This is a genomic window from Streptomyces sp. SID12488, from assembly GCF_010548275.1.
Classification (GTDB): Bacteria; Actinomycetota; Actinomycetes; order Streptomycetales; family Streptomycetaceae; genus Streptomyces.
This window is the reverse complement of the sequence record NZ_JAAGLT010000001.1, coordinates 249,682-268,690: the sequence shown is the minus strand read 5'-3', so window position 1 is coordinate 268,690 and position 19,009 is coordinate 249,682. Positions and strand designations below refer to the sequence as shown.

Sequence of the window (19,009 nt, the reverse complement as noted above, 5' to 3'; positions counted from 1 at the left end):
GACCTGCGGCTCGTCACCGGTGAACCCTCTCGTCGACTTCAGTCCCGCAAAGGCCGAAAACAGGGGGAACGCCCCGCAAATCCGCTCGCCGTGAGGTGGACGTTCCGCAAAAGTGCCCCATGAAGCGTGCGTACCTGCTTCTCTCTGTTTCAGGGAGATTCCGCACGACCATCGGGTAAAGGAGGCCGCCGTGAGACGAGTGCGCCCTGGGGCGGCGGCGTCCCGCGGTGGAACCGCCTCCCGCAAGGTCGGCGAGGAGCGCGCCCTGACGAGCGTCGCGGCCGGCGCGCGCTACGAGGAGACGTACGAGGAGCCCAAGGACATGCCGCGTCTGTGGCATGTCACGCTCAGTGTTTCCGGCGCCGAGGCCCCGCTGAAGGAGGTCAGGCGCGGTCTGGAGCAGCTCGCCCACGACCATCCCTTTCTGCTGACCAGCCGGTACGCCAACGACCACGCGGAGATCCGCTACTGGGAGGAGGCCCGCGATCTGCACGACGCCGCGGCCGTCGCCCTGCGCCTGTGGGGCGAGCACCGCCAGACCGCGAAGCTGCCACCCTGGGAGATCGTCGGCCTGGAGGTCATCGACCGCGAGACCTACCACTACCGCATCGCCGAGGGCTTCGGCCCACAGCCGGCGACCCCGGTGGGCGTCCACCCCTTCTAGGGCGCCAGGGCACTGTCTGGGGGCCTGTCCGGTGGATTTGCGGGCTCTGCGGGGCTTGTCTCGGGGTTTGGGATAGCCGGTGGACGGTTCCGTCCGGCGCACTACGCTTCCCCCATGACCACGCTTTCGCCGTACGACTCGATGTCTCCGGTCACACAGGCCGCCTATCGTGCAAAGGCCGCCGCCGCCGACCTCGCCCCCCTGCCGCGGGCCGAGAAGGACGACGCGCTGCTCGCCGTCGCGGACGCGCTGGAGGTCCGTACGAGCGAAATCGTCGAGGCCAACGCCAAGGACATCGCCCGCGCGCGGGAGGCCGGCACCAGCGAGACGGTCATCGACCGGCTGACGCTCACCCCGGAGCGGGTGCGCGCGATCGCCTCCGACGTACGGGACGTCGTGGCGCTGCCCGACCCGGTCGGCGAGGTCGTCCGCGGCTCCACCCTGCCCAACGGCATCGACCTGCGCCAGGTCCGTGTCCCGCTGGGCGTCGTCGGCATCATCTACGAGGCCCGCCCGAACGTGACGGTCGACGCCGCCGCCCTCTGCCTGAAGTCCGGCAACGCGGTGCTGCTGCGCGGCTCGTCCTCCGCGTTCGAGTCGAACACCGCCCTGGTACGGGTGCTGCGCGACGCCGTCGGCGGGGCCGGCCTGCCCGCCGACGCCATCCAGCTCGTACCCGGCGAGGGCCGCGAATCCGTACGGGAACTGATGCGCGCCCGCGGCCTGGTCGACGTACTGATCCCGCGCGGCGGTGCCTCCCTCATCCAGACCGTCGTGACCGAGTCCACGGTCCCCGTGATCGAGACCGGCGTCGGCAACTGCCACGTCTACGTCGACGCCCAGGCCGACCTCGACATGGCCGTCGACATCCTGATCAACTCCAAGGCACAGCGCCCCAGCGTCTGCAACTCCGCCGAGACCCTCCTGGTCCACCAGGACATCGCCGCCGAGTTCCTGCCGCTCGCCCTGGACGCCCTCGCCGAGGCCGGGGTGACCGTGCACGCCGACCCGCGGGTGCTGGCGTATGCGAAGGACTCCAAAGCGACCGTCGTCGAGGCCACGCTGGAGGACTGGGACACCGAATACCTGTCCTACGACATCGCTGCCGCCGTGGTCGACTCCCTCGACAAGGCCGTCGAGCACATCCGGCTGTGGACCTCCGGGCACACCGAGGCGATCGTGACGACCTCGCAGCAGGCCGCCCGCCGCTTCACCCAGCTCGTCGACTCGACGACGGTCGCCGTCAACGCCTCGACGCGCTTCACCGACGGCGGTCAGTTCGGTTTCGGCGCGGAGATCGGCATCTCGACGCAGAAGCTGCACGCGCGCGGGCCGATGGGGCTGCCGGAGCTGACCAGCACGAAGTACATCGTCACCGGTGACGGGCACATTCGCCGCTGACGGGCAGGGCCGAGGGGCCGGCCGCCGGGGCGCGCGACGGCGGCCGGCGTCGGCCCGCGCTGAATGAAACGCATCTCATCCGGTAGCTGAATTTCCCTACCGCCTGCCCAAATTGACACCCCCGGTCTACTCTGGGTATGTGCCGGAGGACGTGGGGGGCACGCCGTTCTTCCCTGACGGCTGGGAGCCCGACGACGACCACGACCGCGGGGTGTCGGACGAAGAGTTCGCCTCCGTGGTCTTTGACGAGGCCTTCGTACAGGCGGCCGTGGTGCACGAGCCGACCGCCGTCGAACGCCTCCTGGCCGCCGCACAGGCGAGAGCGGAGGCCTCCGAGGCCGAGGCGCGCCGGGCGCACACCAGAGGCCTCAGAGGGGACGACGAGCGCTACGAGGACGGCTTCGGGCCCGACGACCCCGCCTATTTCGGCCACGATCCGGATCTCGACGACCTGGACGACGCCCAGCTCATGGAGAGCCGCTACGGCGCTCCTGGCACGCACGGCAAGCAGGTCTCCCGCTGGCACCGCCCGGTCGCCTGGATGCTCGCCCTCGTGATGGGGATCGGCATGGTCGCGCTGGCTTTCACGGCGGTCTACCGCGGGGCGTCCTCCAGCCGTCAGGAACAGGTGCCGCCGCCCGCCTCGACCGGTCTTGAGCAGGGCGGCGGGCGGGGGAGCGCAGCGAGTCCCTCGGCCTCGGCCGACTACTCCCAGCCGGCCGTCTCGGCCATCCCTCGGACTCCCTGACCCGAACCCGCCCGTGCCCTGTTCCTTCCTGGTGAGAACCTGTCAGAACTTGTGGTGCAGCGGGGCGTTTACCGAGGCTTCCCGAGACCTACTCTGAATGTATGGGCGGATCAGGAGACCCACCTGAGGGGACACCCGAGGCTGTCCCTGGTGGCGGCGAGGACGAGTACCGATCCGTCGTCTTCGACGAGTCGTTCGTCCGCGCTGCCCGGCTCCAGGAGTTCTCCGCCCAGGAGCGCCTGGACGACCACGCGCCCGCCGTACGCCGTCGCCAGCCCCTGCACCGGGGGCTGTCCCGGCAGGCGCTGATCCTCGTCCTGCTGATCGCTCTCGCCTTCGGCACCGCGATCTACATGGGTGTACGGAACCCCTACGAGAGCCCGGTCGCCGAGTTGGCCCCCGAGCCGCTGCGGATCACCGTGATCCCGCTCGCGCCGCAGGGTGCCGTACCCGGCGCGATCGACCCCGAACAGCTGTTCGCGCACAGTCCGGCGGCCCAGTTCTCCATAGGCGCCGAGGGCATCGCGCTGCCCGCCACGCGGCGCACCGCGCACTTCTCGGACAGCCAGGTCGTCAGCGCCCTGACCGCCGCCAAGGACTACCTGGTCGAGTCCTCGCTGTATCCGGAGGTACTCACCGGTAGCGAGGTCCGGGCCGTGCGGGTGATGCTCGCTCCGGACCAACTCGACCAGTTCGACGCGAGCTTCGACCGCCCGGCCGCCGACGGCAGACACGCGCCCACCGGATGGCTGGTGCGCTTCGACCCGGCCCGCGTCCAGCTGGCCGACGACAGGATCCGGGTACAGGGCACGCTACGGGCCACCGAGACCGACTCGGCGACCCTGGAGGTCGTCGCGGACCACACCTTCGTGTACGCGCTGCGGCCGACCGGCGCCGGTGAGCAGGCGAAGGCGTCCCTGTTCACCGTCCGGCGCGAACTGCACTTCAGCTTCGACCGCGACGACCTGCGGGCGCACCAGGTCCGGCTGGTCGTCTCCTACGTCCAGGCCGGACCGCTGTCCTGCGCGGAGGACTCCGTCGGTTACCTGAGGCCGCTGCTGGCCGGTCAGACCGCGAAGGCGGGTGGCCCCGCCGGGACGGATCCCTTTGCCACGGGCAGTGCCACGGCGTTGTGCGGGTCGCTGGCGGCGGGGGCACAGCCGAAGGTCTAGCGCTCTGCGGGACGTGCGGTACTGAACCTGCGGGCCGATGGGGGCTTGTCGCGCCCACGCGGCGGAGCCGCAAATCGACACAGCCCCGCGCCCCTCAGGGGCGCGGGGGCTGGTCCTCGGGCGGTGTGGAGTCGTCGCCGGGTGTGCCGCCGGGTGCGGAGCCGCCGTTTCCGCCGAATCCCCTTCGTACCCGGCCACCGAGGTCGCCCGCCCCGCCGGCTATGTCGGAGACCAGCTTCATCAGCGGGTCCTTGGAGCTCTTGACGTTGCTCGCGTAGCTCGCCGCCGACTCACGGAAGGAGCCTGAGACGGAGGTGTCCTTGTCCTCGGTGCGGCGCGGGTAGTGGCCGTCCATGATCCGCTGGAAGTCGCGGGACTCGGCCCACCTCTTCAGCTCGGCGGCGCGCACGGTGGTGAAGGGGTGGGTGCGCGGGAGGACGTTGAGGATCTTCAGCACGGAGTCGCGCAGGTCGCCCCCCGCCTCGTACTCCTCGGCCTGGGCGAGGAACGCGTCCACGTTCATCTCGTGCAGGTGGTTGCCGCCGGCGATCTTCATCAGGCCGCGCATCGAGGCCGTGAGGTCCTGGCCGACGAGCAGACCCGCGCGGTCGGCGGACAGCTCCGACTTGCGGAACCACTCGCGCAGGGCGGTGACGATCGCCATGATCGCGAGGTTGCCCAGCGGGATCCAGGCGACGCGGAGGGCCAGGCCGGTCAGGAAGAGCAGGATGGTCCGGTAGACGGAGTGGCCGGAGAGGGCGTGTCCGACCTCGTGCCCGACGACGGCCCGCATCTCCTCCTCGTCGAGCAGCTCGACCAGGCCGGTGGTGACGACGATGATCGGCTCGTCCAGACCGATGCACATCGCGTTGGGCTGCGGGTCCTGGTTGACGTACATCGGCGGGACCTTCTCCAGGTCCAGGATGTGACAGGCGTCGCGCAGCATGGCGTTGAGGTGGGCGAACTGCTGGTCCGAGACGCGCACGGAGTCGGACAGGAACAGCAGCCGCAGACTGCGCTCGGGAAGCAGTCCGCTGAGCGCCTTGAAGACGGTGTCGAACCCGCTGAGCCTGCGCAGGGCGACCAGGGCGGAGCGGTCGGCCGGGTGCTCGTACGCCCGCGAGGAGATCCCCGGGAAGCGGGTGCGCTGTCTGCTCGGTACGTTCTCCTGGCCCTGGGGCCCTTCCGGCCCCTGCCCGTTGCTCTCATGACTGTCGTCGGACATGTGTTCCCCCACGCGTCTGATTGCCCTATGTGCCCCCCGGAGCGGAACCCAGCCCAGGCGGAGATACCGTGGCGGGGCAGCACACCGTAAGGAGCGATCCGATGGACCACACCCCCGTAACCGACTGGATCAACGAGGCCGCGAGCGCCGCCGAGAAGCAGGGATCCGGCGATCTGCTCCGGGTCGTGCTGATCGTGATGTTCTTCGGCTGCATCCTGACCGCGTGGTTCCTGCTGCGGGGGTACAGGCAGAAGGACGACTGAGACGGGCCGGAAGTTCCCTCGCCGCCCCTTCTCCCGGGCCTGTCGGCGGAGTCGGCGTGATCCCCGTCGGCGGGCACGCTTACGATGAGCCGACGTCTTTATCCCGCCCTCACCGGATAGGTCCTGCCGAAGATGAGCATCCACAGCACCGCAGCGCAGTTGGTCACCCTCGCAGCCGAGGGCGAGGAGCACGGCGGCAACCACGAGAGCCTCAGCCCCTACCTCACAGGTGGCGGCGCCTTCTTCATCCTGCTGCTCCTGCTGTGGATCACCACCCGCTTCAACCGCGACCGCTGATTCCGGTCCAGGAGGGGCCGGATCCTGTGGCCGGTGCCCTCAGGTCGGGCCGGTAGGGTCTGCCGCATGGGAGAGCAGGACATGCCTACCGGTCCGGCGAACAACGCCGGCGACCGTCCGGCACACGACACGGAGAACCGTCCGGAGCTTCGGCGTGTGCCCGGCAACGGCCCGTCGAACCCGGGCAAGCGCCGCCTCGGCGTCATGGGCGGCACATTCGATCCGATCCACCACGGGCACCTCGTGGCGGCCAGTGAGGTCGCCGCGCAGTTCCACCTCGACGAGGTGGTGTTCGTACCGACCGGACAGCCGTGGCAGAAGACCGACCGCAAGGTGTCGCCGGCCGAGGACCGCTATCTGATGACGGTCATCGCGACCGCCGAGAACCCCCAGTTCTCGGTCAGCCGCATCGACCTCGACCGCGGCGGCCCGACGTACACCACGGACACCCTGCGCGACCTGCGCGCGCTCAACCCCGACACGGACCTGTTCTTCATCACGGGCGCCGACGCGCTCGGCCAGATCCTCACCTGGCGCGACGCCGACGAACTGTTCTCCTTCGCGCACTTCATCGGGGTCACCCGGCCCGGTCACACGCTGACCGACCCGGGACTCCCGGAGGGCGGTGTCTCGCTCGTCGAGGTTCCCGCCCTGGCCATCTCGTCCACAGACTGCCGTGCGAGGGTCGCCAAGGGCGACCCGGTCTGGTATCTCGTGCCGGACGGTGTGGTGCGCTACATCGACAAGCGCGAGCTGTACCGCGGCGAGTGAGCCGAGAGGGGCACCGGTGAACGACCCATACGACTCGGGATACGACGGCGACCAGCAGTACGAGCTCGTCGGCTACGACGACTTCGGCCGGCCTGTCTACCAGCCGGCGGCGTCGCCGCAACAGCAGTACCAGCAGCAGCAACAGGCACAGCAGCCAGAGCAGCAGTCGTACGACCCCTACGCGCAGCAGACCCCCCAGACACAGGGGTACGAGGGGTACGGCTACGACCCGTACGCGACCGGGCAGCAGCAGCCCGTCCCGTCGTACGACCCGTACGGCGCCGGGAACCCGGCCACCGGATACGACCCCTACGGGCAGGCGGCGAGCAGCGGGCAGCAGCCCCTGGTCGCCGAGCAGGCACCGCCCGCGGTACCGACGGCACGGGCCGCGCAGGCCGGACAGACCGCCTATGTCCCGCAACAGGGCGGTCCGGTCGGGGGCGACGTTCCGCAGGCCCAGGAGAGTCCGCAGGACTCGGGTGAACGCGACTACAGCACCCAGCAGTTCGCCTTCGTCGAGGAGCCCACCGGCGACTCCGAGGACGTCATCGACTGGCTGAACTTCACCGAGAACCGCACCGAGCGCCGCGAGGAGGCCAAGCGCCGCGCGCGCGGTCGTGTCATCGCCCTGGTCGTCGTCCTCGCCCTGGTGGCGGTGGGCGGGACCGGCTATCTCTGGTACGCGGGGAAGCTGCCCGGGACGTCCTCCGCGGACGCGAAGACCGGCGGGGCGACCACCGCGGGGGCCCAGAAACGGGACGTCGTCGTGGTCCACCTGCACAACACCAAGAAGGGCGGCACCTCCACGGTGCTGCTCGTCGACAACGCCACCACCAAGCAGGGCACCACCGTCCTGCTGCCCAACACCCTCGCCCTGACCGACGACGACGGCTCCACGACCACCCTCGCCAAGTCCGTCGACGACGACGGCTCCTCCGGGACACGCGACGCGCTCGACACCGTCCTCGGCACCGACATCGAGGGCACCTGGCGGCTCGACACCCCCTACCTGCAGAACCTCGTCGAGCTGGTCGGCAACATCGACATCGACACCAACGCCGACGTACCCGACCCGGACGCCAGGAAGAAGGGCACGGTGCCCCTGGTGAAGAAGGGCGAGGCCCAGACCCTCAGCGGCAAGATGGCCGTCGCCTACGCCACCTACCTCGCCTCCGGCGAGGCCCAGGACGCCCAGCTGGAGCGGTTCGGGCAGGTCATGCAGGGGGTGCTGCGCAAGCTGTCCTCCGACACCCGGGCCGCGACGATCACCGTGCAGACGCTGGCGCAGATCCTCGACCCCTCGCTGACCGACAAGGACCTCGGCAGCTTCCTCGCCAGGCTCGCCGACCTCGCCAAGGGCGGCGACTACAAGACCGCCCTGCTGCCCGTCCAGGGCGACGGCACCCTGAGCGCCCAGGCCAGCTCCTCGGTCGTCAAGACCGTGCTCGGCGGCGCCGCCAAGAGCCCCGACAAGGGTGCCGCGGTCCGTGTCTCCGTCCAGAACGCCAGCGGCGACAAGGGCGACACCGACAAGGCCCGCATCGTCCTCCTCAACGGCGGCTTCACCTTCCTGGAGGCCGGTACGGCCGACACCGCCCGCGCCACGTCCCAGGTCAGCTACGCCGACGCCGCCGACAAGCAGAACGCCACCGAGGCCGCCAAGACGCTGGGTCTGCCCACGAGCTCGGTCAGGAAGGGCACGGTCTCCTCGAACGCGGACGTGTCCGTGATCCTCGGCCAGGACTACAAGCCGGCAACGTGACGGAGTGACGGCGGGCGCGACAGCGTGCGCACCCCGGGCCCGGCGCCGATGCCCGGGGTGCGATCCGCCAATGACGTGGGGCGGTGTCGGTGGTCCGTGAGACCCTTGGGTAACCCGTACGGGTCCCTGACCGCCGACCGAAAGCCTTGTAGTGACCGCCACTGACCGTTCCATCGAGCTCATCTCCGCCGCCGCGCAGGCGGCTGCCGACAAGCTCGCGCACGACATCATCGCCTACGACGTCAGCGACGTGCTGTCGATCACGGACGCCTTCCTGTTGGCCTCGGCACCCAACGACCGCCAGGTCAAGTCGATCGTCGACGAGATCGAGGAGCACCTCAGCAAGGAGCTCGGCGTCAAGCCGGTCCGCCGCGAGGGCGACCGTGAGGCCCGCTGGGTGCTCCTGGACTACGTCGACATCGTCGTCCACGTCCAGCACAGCGAGGAGCGCGTCTTCTACGCCCTGGAGCGGCTCTGGAAGGACTGCCCCGAGCTGGAGCTGCCCGACGACGCCAAGGCCACCCGCGGCAAGGCCGCCGAGCACGCCAAGCTTCGCGTCGAGGAGGACACCGCCGACTTCGGAGGCCTGCGGTGACCGCTCCCACGGGGGCCCGTCGCAAGCCGGGCCCGGGCCGCCGCCTCATCCTGTGGCGCCACGGCCAGACGGCGTGGAACGTGGAGCGGCGCTTCCAGGGCACCACGGACGTCGAGCTCACCGGGACCGGCGTCGGCCAGGCCCGCCGAGCCGCCCGGCTGCTCGCCTCCCTGAAGCCCGACGCGATCGTCGCCTCGGACCTCCAGCGCGCGGCGCACACCGCGCGCGAACTCGCCGAGCTCACCGGCCTCACGGTGACGCACGACGAGGGCCTGCGCGAGACGTACGCGGGCGTCTGGCAGGGGCTGACGCACGAGGAGATCATCACCCGCCACGGCGACGAGTACACCGCGTGGAAGCGCGGTGAGCCGGTCCGCCGCGGCGGCGGCGAACTGGAGACCGAGGTCGCCGACCGCGCCGCCCCGGTGGTGCTGCGGCACGCCGAGAAACTTCCCGAGGACGGCACCCTCGTCGTGGTCAGCCACGGCGGCACCATCCGGACCACCATCGGGCGCCTGCTCGGCCTGGAGTCCCGTCACTGGGAGAGCCTCGGCGGGCTCTCCAACTGCTGCTGGTCCGTCCTCGGCGAGGGCGCCCGCGGCTGGCGCCTCCTCGAGCACAACGCCGGCACGCTGCCCGAACCGGTCCTCGGCGACGACGACTGAGCGCCCCTCCCCGCACCCCGTCAGGGACCGGGACCCGGATTTCACTTTCCGGCTGGTCGCAGGCTAAAGTTCTTCTTGTTCGCCCCGCGGGTCCGGGCGGAACGCGAGGGGCTATAGCTCAGTTGGTAGAGCGCCTGCATGGCATGCAGGAGGTCAGGAGTTCAATTCTCCTTAGCTCCACAGGTCAAGAACATCGTGTGACGAGAGCCTCGCTCCCCTCCGGGAGCGGGGCTCTGGTCGTTCACCCGCCGCTTCGGCAGACTCTTCCCGGACCCGCTTGAGTCACTTGGGGTCCCGGAGGCGTATACCTCTGCGGAAGCTCTACTTGGATGCGTGTTTGCGCTGGCCGCGACGGCTGCGGTGAGTGCCGTGTCCGGACTGGTACGAAGGCGTCGCTGACCGTATTGGTCCGTCCGTGGCAGAATCAAACGGCCGAAGGGGGCGCGGCCCGACGGGAGGGAGTTGCGATGCCTGCGAGCATCCTCAGGGAGGTCGGTCATCTCCCTGAAGCGGCAGTCATACGGGGCAGGAGAACCCGTCTCAGCTGCCCTTCCTGCGGTTCCGGCCATGTCGCCCAGGTGCTCGGTGACAACGGTGGCGTTTCCTACGTGTGCACGGCCTGCGGCCACAGCTGGAGCTGATCGATGGGTGCACACAGGAGGACATGCGACTGGTGCGGCAGTGGTACGCCCATCGTCCGTGACATGGAGCCGGTGAACCACGACTACCAGTACTGGTGCGAGGAATGCGCGCGGGCGCTGATCATAAAGGGCGACCCGATCGAGACCTACCGTGAGCTGGAGGGCGAGCCGATCTACGGCCGGCTCCTCGAAGAGCACTGCACCCTCAAACGGTTCTACTCGTTCGTCACGGCCTGACCCCGGTACCCCTGCCTGGCAGGTCGGAAACGATTTGGTGCTGCACCGGGGGACCGGTAATGTTGGCGTCGCCGCCGGGGAAACCCGGCGGAACGCGAGGGGCTATAGCTCAGTTGGTAGAGCGCCTGCATGGCATGCAGGAGGTCAGGAGTTCAATTCTCCTTAGCTCCACAGAAATCGAAGGCGGGCCATCCGAACAGGATGGCCCGCCTTCGGCGTTGTGCCCGGAGACAGGTACGGGGACGCGTACGGGGAACGCGGACGGCGGGCCACTCGATCGATCGAGTGGCCCGCCGTGGTTGCTTTCGCGTGTCTCAGCGACCGCTGCCGAGAGCACGTCGGCCCCGGCCGCCGCGCTGGGACAGGACCGGCAGCCGGTCGGGGGCCGAGGCCCTGGTGTCCTCCTCCAGGCGCAGCGCCAGCGCCGGGCAACGGCGCACCGCGCGCAGTGCCTTCGCCTCCGCGTACCGGGGCACCTTCGCCTGCGCGACGGTCGGGAAGCCGTCGGCGCCGAGTTCGAAGACCTCGGGGAGGATGTCGGCGCACAGGCCGTGGCCCCGGCAGAGAGTCCAGTCGACGTAGATCTTCTGGCGGCTGGGGCCGCTCTCCTCCTCCGCCTGGCCGCCCGGGATGCCCGTGGGTGTCTGACCGCCCTCGAAGAGCGGCAGAACGCCTTCTACGGGCCTTCCGCAGCCGTTTCCGAGGACGTGGGCCGCGAGGTCGTCCGTGAACGCCTTGATGGTCGACTCCAGGAACATCGCCGAGCCGTCCGGGTGTGAGCACGCGCCGCGCCGTTTCACGGACTTGGCGACCTGCTTGACGGCCTCCAGCGCGGCCGGACCGCCGCCGTTGAGGATGTCCGCCATGCCGCGCGCGGCGGCGGGCAGACCGAGGTAGCAGGGGCCGCACTGACCGGCGCTCTCCTCGGCCAGCCACTGGGCCACGCGCAGCGACTCGCCCAGCGGGCAGGTGTCCTGGCTGATCGGCAGGATCGCGCCGGCGCCGAGCGCACCGCCCACCGCGTCCAGTGAGTTGCGCGAGACGATCGCCTCGTTGACCGTCGCCGAGTCGATCCACTTGCCGTGGTAGCCGCCGGTCAGCACACCCTGCGGGACCGGCGGGGCACCGGCGAGCTGAAGGACGTACCGCAGCGGCACACCCGTGGGGACCTCGATCACCATGGGGCGGGCGACCGCGCCGGAGACGGTGAGCATGACGGTGCCCGGCTCGTCGTACAGGCCGGTGTTGCAGTAGCGCTCGGCCCCGATGCGGGCGGCGATGGCCAGCTGGGCGTACGTCTCGGCGTTGGACAGCAGGGTGGGTGCGCCGCCGACGCCGCTCTGCGAGGCGCTGATCTTGCGGCCGGGGGGGATCGCCGGGCCGCCGTCGATGGAACGGATCAGTGAGGCGGCGGCGCCGGTGACCATCCGGATCGGATTGCGCTGCACGCGCGCGCGGAGAGCCGATCGGCGGCCGTTGTTGAGGCCGCGCTCGGCGAGCGCGGCCTCCATGGAACGCTGGGTGGATTCACGTGTCACCCCGATGACGAGGGTGCGGGCGCCCATGGCTTCGGCGCAGAGCAGGGCGCCGTCCAGAATCAGGTGCGGGGCACGGTTGACCAGCACCGTGTCCTTGCGGCAGGCGGGCTCGTCCTCGCTCGCGTTGACGACGACGACCGGCCGCACCCCGCGGCGGATCGCCGTCTCGGCGACCGACCGCAGCTTCTTGTGAAAAGGGAAGCCCGCGCCGCCGCGGCCCTTCAGTGAAATGCGTTCGGCGAGCTGTGCGAGCTGCTCGCCGCCCATCGGTTCGAGCGGCCCATGCACCTTGAGGTGCATGGGCAGGTCCAGTCGTTCGACAAGGTCGAAACCCGACGTGAGCTGGGGAAGCCCGACCACGCGGACTTCGGGTACGTCGGGCAGAGCCTCGTTCACTTAAAGCCTCCGGAAGGCGCGTTCCAAGGTTCGCCCGAACCCGGTGCGTCGAAGTCATAGGAAGCACCGGGGTTTACATCAGTGGCGGGACCGCTGTTGTACGTGTCATTCGCGTTGTACGTGCCGTAGGCGGCATTCGACTCACCGGTGTTGTACACATCACCCGTGTTGTACGCGGCAGCGCCCGGATTGTCATAGACCGGGATGTTGTATCCGGTGTCGTTCATCGGGTCGTACGCCGACACGGGAGCCTCGCCGAGGGGCGGCGGGGACGGGATCGGCCAGCTGCCCGACGTACTGCCGTCCATCCGCGGCATCGCCTCGGTGGACTGGATGTCCATGCGCGCGGTCTGGTCCATGTACGAGTCCTGCGCGCGCGCGGGCGGCGTCACGGCGCGGTAGGCCGCCGCGAAGCCGTCCTGCGCGGGTTCGGGTGTCATGGTGCGGCTGGCCGGGGCGTCGTAGAGCGGCGACGCGGAGGGCGCGCTGCGCGGTGTGGGTATCCCCGAGTCCCCGCGCGCGGGCCTGCCCGCGGACTGGCTCTCGTAGCCCGGCAGGGAGGACTCCCCGAGGCGTGCCCGGCTCGCGTCCAGGCCCTCGCGGCCCGGTCGCTCCTGGGACCCCAGGATCGCCATGATCTGGGCGGCCACCCTGCGCTTGAACGGGCGGGGCGCCGAGCGCAGCGCCAGGGCCGCGATGACCGCGGCCAGGCACAGGCCGTACATGATCGTGAAGACGGGCTTCGCCTGGCGGCCCGCGTACAGGCCGTGGACCAGCGCGAAGCACCAGGCCGGGTAGGCCAGCATGTGCATCGCGCGCCAACGGGCCGCGACCGGAGCCGGAGAGGCGAACCGGCTGCGCAGTGCGCCGGTGACCGCCGTGAAGATCATGAGCAGGCCGGCCATGGAGCCCATGCCGATGAGACCTGAGGTGCCGGTGACGCCGAGGCTGAAGGGGATCAGTGCGGCGACCAGTGTGACGTGGTCGAGCGCCAGCTTCACCGAGACGTGCAGCAGCAGGAAGGCGACCGAGGAGACGGCGGTCGTCCGGTGCACGGCCTGGGCGATCAACCGCTGACGGGTGTTCAGGAAGACCCGGTCGGTCGCGACCAGGCCCCAGATCACCGAGCAGGAGAGGGCGACCAGCGACAGCACGCCGGCACCGAAGTTGAGGAAGTCCTGGACCGGGTCACCTCCGACCAGCACGACCACGGGTATGAGCAGCAGCATGGCAGCGGTCGCCATCCCGGAGGCCGAACGGCCAGTCCCGGGAAGCGAACTGTTACTACGAGGGTTCATGGGGGCAACTCCGAGCGGTTCGGGAAGGCGGTCCCGCGTCGAACTCTAAGTCGAGACATACCGAGGAGTAGGAGGTTTGAGTTATTGCGTTGTTACCAAAGGGCTGTGAGGCCGTTGTGATGTCCCATAGGGGTTGTTACGCGGAGTAAGTTTTGAACCTGGTTCAGGTTTTTCTGTGTGGCGATTCACGTTTCCTCCTGAGGCCCAGGGGGCTCACGAGGGTGTCATGTGGGGGTTCTGTGGGGACTTTCGGGACTCTCCCTGTGCGGGGCACCCGGTGCCAATCGAACCGGGAACTCCGTCGCGGCGCGCTCGACGGCTGCGGTACCCTGACGCCATGCGAGCCGTACGCCTTCTGCTTAGCGAGCCGCGCTGATCAGTCCCGACCACTGATGAATCGTGGTCGGCATCGGCGCGGCGTCCCCTCCTGTGCGAGGGGATTTTTCATTTCCAGCCGCTGGCAGAGACGATCGATGGAGCTTTGAGGACCATGAGCGAGACGAACCCCGCTGCTGCCGCCGCCGAGGGCGCGGCCCCGCACCGCTACACGGCCGCCATGGCGGCCGACATCGAGGCACGCTGGCAGGACTTCTGGGACGCCGAGGGCACGTATGCCGCTCCCAACCCGAGCGGTGACCTGGCGAACGACCCCGCGCTGGCCGCCAAGCCCAAGAAGTTCATCATGGACATGTTCCCGTACCCCTCCGGTGCGGGTCTGCACGTCGGCCATCCGCTGGGCTACATCGCGACCGACGTGTCCGCCCGTTTCCAGCGCATGACCGGCCACAACGTCCTGCACACCCTGGGCTTCGACGCCTTCGGGCTGCCCGCCGAGCAGTACGCCGTGCAGACCGGCACACACCCGCGGGTGTCCACCGAGGCCAACATCGCGAACATGAAGGTCCAGCTGCGCCGGCTGGGCCTGGGCCACGACAAGCGCCGGTCCTTCGCGACGATCGACCCGGAGTACTACAAGTGGACCCAGTGGATCTTCCTGCAGATCTTCAACTCCTGGTACGACGAGGAGGCGGACAGCGCTCGCCCGATCGCCGCCCTGATCGCCGAGTTCGAGAGCGGCGAACGCGCCGTACCCGGTGACCACGCGCGTGCGTGGAACGAGCTGACCGCCATCGAGCGCGCCGACGTCCTGAGCGAGTACCGCCTGGCGTACGCCTCCGAGGCGCCCGTCAACTGGTGTCCGGGACTGGGCACCGTACTGGCGAACGAGGAGGTCACCGCCGACGGCCGTTCCGAGCGCGGCAACTTCCCCGTCTTCAAGGCCAAGCTGCGCCAGTGGAACATGCGCATCACCGCCTACGCCGACCGGCTGCTGAACGACCTGGACGCGCTGGACTGGCCCGAGGCCATCAAGCTGCAGCAGCGCAACTGGATCGGCCGCTCCGAGGGTGCCCGCGTCGACTTCCCCGCGGGCGGCGAGGCCATCACGGTCTTCACCACCCGCCCGGACACCCTGTTCGGCGCCGGCTACATGGTCCTGGCGCCCGAGCACCCGCTGGTCGAGAAGCTGACCCCGGCCGCCTGGCCCGAGGGCACCCACGACGTCTGGACGGGCGGCCACGGCACGCCCGCCGAGGCCGTCGCCGCCTACCGCGCGCAGGCCGCCTCGAAGTCGGACGTCGAGCGGCAGGCCGAGGCCAAGGACAAGACCGGTGTCTTCATCGGCTCGTACGCGACCAACCCGGCCAACGGCGAGCAGATCCCCGTCTTCATCGCCGACTACGTCCTGATGGGCTACGGCACCGGCGCGATCATGGCCGTACCGGCGGGCGACCAGCGCGACTTCGAGTTCGCGCGCGCCTTCGAGCTGCCGATCCACTGCATCGTCGAGCCGACCGACGGGCGCGGCACCGACACCTCGACATGGGACAACGCCTTCGGGGCGCACGACGCGAAGATCATCAACTCGGCCAACGGTGACATCTCGCTGGACGGGCTGGGCGTCGCCGACGCCAAGGCGCGCATCACCGAATGGCTGGAGCGCGAGGGCATCGGCCGCGGCACCGTCAACTTCCGGCTGCGCGACTGGCTGTTCAGCCGCCAGCGTTACTGGGGCGAGCCCTTCCCCATCGTCTACGACGAGGACGGCGTCGCCCACTCGCTGCCCGAGTCGATGCTGCCCCTGGAGCTGCCCGAGGTCGAGGACTACTCGCCGCGCACCTTCGACGCGGACGACGCGGACACCTCCCCGGAGACCCCGCTGTCCCGCAACGCGGACTGGGTCAACGTCACCCTGGACCTGGGCGACGGGCGCGGGCCGCAGAAGTACCGCCGCGAGACCAACACCATGCCCAACTGGGCCGGTTCCTGCTGGTACGAGCTGCGCTACCTGGACCCGCACAACAGCGAGAAGCTGGTCGACCCGGCCATCGAGCAGTACTGGATGGGCCCCCGCGAGGGGCAGCCCCACGGCGGTGTCGACCTGTACGTCGGCGGCGCCGAGCACGCCGTACTGCACCTGCTGTACGCACGCTTCTGGTCCAAGGTGCTGTTCGACCTGGGGCACGTCTCCTCGGTCGAGCCGTTCCACAAGCTGTACAACCAAGGCATGATCCAGGCCTTCGTGTACCGCGACAGCCGCGGAATCGCCGTCCCGGCCGCCGAGGTCGTGGGGGGCGACGGCGCCTTCTACTACCAAGGCGAGAAGGTCTCCCGGCTGCTGGGCAAGATGGGCAAGTCCCTGAAGAACGCGGTCACTCCGGACGAGATCTGCGCCGAGTACGGGGCGGACACGCTGCGCCTGTACGAGATGGCGATGGGTCCCCTGGACGTGTCGCGGCCGTGGGACACGCGCGCGGTGGTGGGCCAGTTCCGGCTGCTGCAGCGGCTGTGGCGCAACGTCGTCGACGAGGACAGCGGCGAGGTCACCGTTGTCGACACCGAGGCCGACGAGGCGACACTGCGTGCCCTGCACAAGGCGGTCGACGGCGTCCGTCAGGACCTGGAGGGCCTGCGGTTCAACACCGCCATCGCCAAGGTCACGGAGCTGAACAACTACCTGACCAAGGCGGGCGGCCCGGTCGCGCGCACGGTCGCCGAAACCCTGGTGCTGCTGGTCGCGCCGCTGGCCCCGCACATCGCCGAGGAGCTGTGGCGCCGGCTGGGCCACTCCGACTCGGTCGTCCACCAGGACTTCCCGGTCGCCGACCCCGCGTACGTCGTGGACGAGAGCGTGACCTGCGTCGTGCAGATCAAGGGCAAGGTCAAGGCACGCCTGGAGGTCTCGCCGTCGATCTCCGACGACGAGCTGGAGAAGGTGGCGCTGGGTGACGACAAGGTTGTGGAGGCGCTGGCCGGCGCGGGGATCCGCAAGGTGATCGTGCGGGCGCCGAAGCTGGTCAACATCGTCACGGCGTAGACCCGGTCGCCGGTGCGGGCATCGGTACTGGCACTGGCGCGGGTGAACGCGTGGGTGTAGGCGTGGGCGGTCCGCCAGGCCGATCGGGGTAGTCCCCTACGGGCAGGTTCGGGGTTCTTTTGGAACTCCGGGCCTGCCCTTTGCGTTTACCGTTGAAGAGCGGCTCGAAGGCCGCGACCGGTACGAGGAGGAGCGTCGTGGAAGCCGCTGTCGCAGTTGTCGCCCTGCTCTTCCTGCTGTTCGTCGTGCTGGGCGTGTACGCGACGGTGAAGGTGGTCGGCGCGGCCAAGAGAGGTGTGGACCGGACGATCTCGCAGGCCCGCCGTACGGTCGAGGACACCACACTGCGCGCCAAGACGTTCGCACAGCCAGGCCCGGCCGGCGAGCTGGCCCAGCTCAGGCTCAAGCTGCGTACGTCGATGCGTGCCACGCAGGACGCGCTGCACGCGGGCGTGTCCGAGGACGAGTCCCTCAAGGAGTCCCTCGGCCTCTTCGAGCGGCTCAGCGCGCACGGCCACGAGCTGGACGCCGAACTGAAGCGGCTGGAGTCCGAGCCCGACCGGGCGACGCTCGTCGCACGACTGCCCGCCCTTCGTGAGCGCACCGACCACATCACGCAGGCGGCCGACTCACTGCGCTGGGCGGCCCGGGACCGGGCGACCCGTTTCGCGGGCGACGACCTGGACGCCCTGAGGACCCAGATAGACGTCGAGGCGGGCGCCCTGCGGCACTGGACGACTGCGGAGCCCACGCCTGCCGCGACTCGCACGCCGACTCCCACCCCGGCCCCCGCTCCGCCGCCGTGGCCCGAGGCTCCGGAGGCCGACGGCGCCGCGGCGCAGCAGACCTGGCCGGACAGCCCCGGCGCGCGACGGGCCGCCGAACCGACCCGGCCGGCCATCACCCCGCCGGTCCAGCAGCCCGTCTACCCCTGGCAGAAGAAACCCCGTCCCGAGAGCACGACTTGATCCGGCGGACCGACTCCGGTCCCGTCGCAGGTGAAAGGGGCGGGCTGCCGCCCACGAGCTACGGCAGGTAACCTCCAGCTCATGTCCCGCCATGTCGCGATCGTCACCGATTCAACGGCCTACCTGCCGCCGCGGACGATGGAGCGCCACGGCATCATCGCGGTGCCGCTGACCGTGGTCCTCGGTGACCGGGCATACGAAGAGGGCACCGAGATCTCGGCCCGGTCCCTGGCGCAGGCACTCCAGAAGCGCCGTTCCGTCACCACCTCGCGCCCCAGCCCCCAGCTCTTCGCGGAGACCTATCGGAAGGTCGCCGAGTCCGGCGCCACCGGCATCGTCTCGCTGCACCTCTCCGCCGAGTTCTCGGGCACGTACGACGCCGCTGTCCTGGCGGCCCGTGAGGCGCCGGTGCCCGTACGGGTGGTCGACACCGGCATGGTGGCGATGGCCCTCGGGTTCTGCGCACTGGCCGCGGCCGAGGCGGCGGAAGCGGGCGGCACGGTGGACGAGGCCGTCACCGCCGCGGAGAAGCGGGCCGCCGGCACGTCCGCCTACTTCTACGTCGACACCCTGGACTATCTGCGCCGTGGCGGTCGGATCGGTGCCGCCCAGGCCCTCCTCGGCTCCGCCCTCGCGGTGAAGCCGCTGCTGCAGTTGGACGGGGGCCGGATCGAGCTGCGGGAGAAGGTACGGACGGCGTCCAAGGCCATCGCCCGCCTGGAGGAGATCGTCGCCGAGCAGGCGGGCGGCGCGCAGGTCGACATCGCCGTTCACCATCTGGCCGCCCCCGACCGGGCAGCGGCCCTCGCCGACCGGTTGCGGGAACGGGTGCCGGGGCTGGCCGAGCTGCATGTGAGCGAGATCGGGGCGGTGATCGGGGCGCATACGGGGCCTGGGTTGCTGGGAGTGGTTGTCTCGCCTCGGTGAGGTGTCCCTGCGGGGCTTCTGGAGGTGTCCTCGGCCTCTGCGCGGCACTCGTGTGGGTGACGGAG

The 19,009-nt window shown here is 70.0% G+C and carries 17 protein-coding genes, 2 tRNA genes and 1 pseudogene; 17 read left to right on the top strand and 3 right to left on the bottom strand.

The annotated features are described in order from the left end of the window. Positions 1–199 precede the first annotated feature (199 nt). The 4 genes from G3I56_RS01185 to G3I56_RS01170 all read left to right on the top strand — a co-directional run bounded on the left by G3I56_RS01185 (position 200) and on the right by G3I56_RS01170 (position 3,985). On the top strand, positions 200–664 hold the full coding sequence (locus G3I56_RS01185; protein WP_164407200.1) for a hypothetical protein: 465 nt from the start codon (positions 200–202) through the stop codon (positions 662–664). A gap of 114 nt (positions 665–778) precedes the next feature. Further along, a complete protein-coding gene (locus G3I56_RS01180; protein WP_164406587.1) occupies positions 779–2,065 on the top strand; it encodes a glutamate-5-semialdehyde dehydrogenase in 1,287 nt (428 codons plus the stop codon). Between the two features lie 139 nt (positions 2,066–2,204). Next, positions 2,205–2,813: a hypothetical protein gene (locus tag G3I56_RS01175; protein WP_164406585.1), complete on the top strand. Its 609-nt coding sequence runs from the start codon at positions 2,205–2,207 to the stop codon at positions 2,811–2,813. A gap of 101 nt (positions 2,814–2,914) precedes the next feature. After that, on the top strand, positions 2,915–3,985 hold the full coding sequence (locus G3I56_RS01170; protein WP_164406583.1) for a hypothetical protein: 1,071 nt from the start codon (positions 2,915–2,917) through the stop codon (positions 3,983–3,985). A 94-nt stretch (positions 3,986–4,079) separates the two neighbouring features. On the opposite strand, the gene G3I56_RS01165 is transcribed toward G3I56_RS01170, so the two are convergent. Continuing rightward, positions 4,080–5,210, bottom strand: a complete 1,131-nt coding sequence (locus G3I56_RS01165; RefSeq protein ID WP_164406581.1) for a M48 family metallopeptidase — start codon at positions 5,208–5,210, stop codon at positions 4,080–4,082. Between the two features lie 101 nt (positions 5,211–5,311). Between G3I56_RS01165 and G3I56_RS43105 the strand changes: the two genes are divergently transcribed. The 10 genes and pseudogenes from G3I56_RS43105 to G3I56_RS01125 all read left to right on the top strand — a co-directional run bounded on the left by G3I56_RS43105 (position 5,312) and on the right by G3I56_RS01125 (position 10,612). Beyond that, complete coding sequence (locus tag G3I56_RS43105; protein ID WP_203688916.1) at positions 5,312–5,473, top strand: hypothetical protein; 162 nt, start codon at positions 5,312–5,314, stop codon at positions 5,471–5,473. Positions 5,474–5,605: 132 nt separating this feature from the next. Beyond that, entirely contained in the window at positions 5,606–5,770 is a 165-nt protein-coding gene (locus G3I56_RS43100; protein WP_203688914.1) for a hypothetical protein, read from the top strand. Between the two features lie 66 nt (positions 5,771–5,836). Further along, positions 5,837–6,541, top strand: a complete 705-nt coding sequence (nadD, locus tag G3I56_RS01160) for a nicotinate-nucleotide adenylyltransferase (RefSeq protein WP_164406579.1) — start codon at positions 5,837–5,839, stop codon at positions 6,539–6,541. A 16-nt stretch (positions 6,542–6,557) separates the two neighbouring features. Continuing rightward, positions 6,558–8,303 (top strand): LCP family protein, encoded by a 1,746-nt coding sequence (locus G3I56_RS01155; RefSeq protein ID WP_164406578.1) that lies wholly within the window; start codon positions 6,558–6,560, stop codon positions 8,301–8,303. Between the two features lie 151 nt (positions 8,304–8,454). Then, on the top strand, positions 8,455–8,898 hold the full coding sequence (gene rsfS / locus G3I56_RS01150; protein ID WP_164406576.1) for a ribosome silencing factor: 444 nt from the start codon (positions 8,455–8,457) through the stop codon (positions 8,896–8,898). Next, the gene (locus G3I56_RS01145; protein WP_164406574.1) at positions 8,895–9,563 is read left to right on the top strand and encodes a histidine phosphatase family protein; all 669 of its coding nucleotides are present in this window, start codon (positions 8,895–8,897) and stop codon (positions 9,561–9,563) included. Before rsfS ends, G3I56_RS01145 begins: the two co-directional genes overlap by 4 nt. Before the next feature lie 107 nt (positions 9,564–9,670). Continuing rightward, positions 9,671–9,743 (top strand) — tRNA-Ala (locus tag G3I56_RS01140). A gap of 72 nt (positions 9,744–9,815) precedes the next feature. Then, positions 9,816–9,962, top strand: a pseudogene (locus G3I56_RS43500) (MFS transporter); the annotation flags it as partial. Positions 9,963–10,207: 245 nt separating this feature from the next. After that, a complete protein-coding gene (locus G3I56_RS01130) occupies positions 10,208–10,441 on the top strand; it encodes a hypothetical protein (protein WP_164406572.1) in 234 nt (77 codons plus the stop codon). A 98-nt stretch (positions 10,442–10,539) separates the two neighbouring features. Then, positions 10,540–10,612, top strand: a tRNA-Ala gene (locus G3I56_RS01125). Positions 10,613–10,755: 143 nt separating this feature from the next. Here the strand turns inward: G3I56_RS01125 and G3I56_RS01120 are convergent. Further along, complete coding sequence (locus tag G3I56_RS01120; RefSeq protein ID WP_164406570.1) at positions 10,756–12,375, bottom strand: NADH-quinone oxidoreductase subunit NuoF family protein; 1,620 nt, start codon at positions 12,373–12,375, stop codon at positions 10,756–10,758. Next, on the bottom strand, positions 12,372–13,673 hold the full coding sequence (locus tag G3I56_RS01115) for a ferric reductase-like transmembrane domain-containing protein (RefSeq protein WP_203688912.1): 1,302 nt from the start codon (positions 13,671–13,673) through the stop codon (positions 12,372–12,374). The genes G3I56_RS01120 and G3I56_RS01115 overlap by 4 nt, the downstream gene beginning before the upstream one ends. 490 nt (positions 13,674–14,163) lie before the next feature. On the opposite strand from G3I56_RS01115, the gene leuS reads away from it, so the two are divergent. From leuS to G3I56_RS01100, 3 genes are all read left to right on the top strand, one after another. Further along, positions 14,164–17,049: a leucine--tRNA ligase gene (gene leuS, locus G3I56_RS01110; protein ID WP_164406568.1), complete on the top strand. Its 2,886-nt coding sequence runs from the start codon at positions 14,164–14,166 to the stop codon at positions 17,047–17,049. 197 nt (positions 17,050–17,246) lie between these two features. Next, on the top strand, positions 17,247–18,017 hold the full coding sequence (locus G3I56_RS01105) for a hypothetical protein (RefSeq protein ID WP_164406566.1): 771 nt from the start codon (positions 17,247–17,249) through the stop codon (positions 18,015–18,017). Between the two features lie 81 nt (positions 18,018–18,098). Then, positions 18,099–18,944 (top strand): DegV family protein, encoded by an 846-nt coding sequence (locus G3I56_RS01100; protein ID WP_164406564.1) that lies wholly within the window; start codon positions 18,099–18,101, stop codon positions 18,942–18,944. Positions 18,945–19,009: the final 65 nt, after the last annotated feature.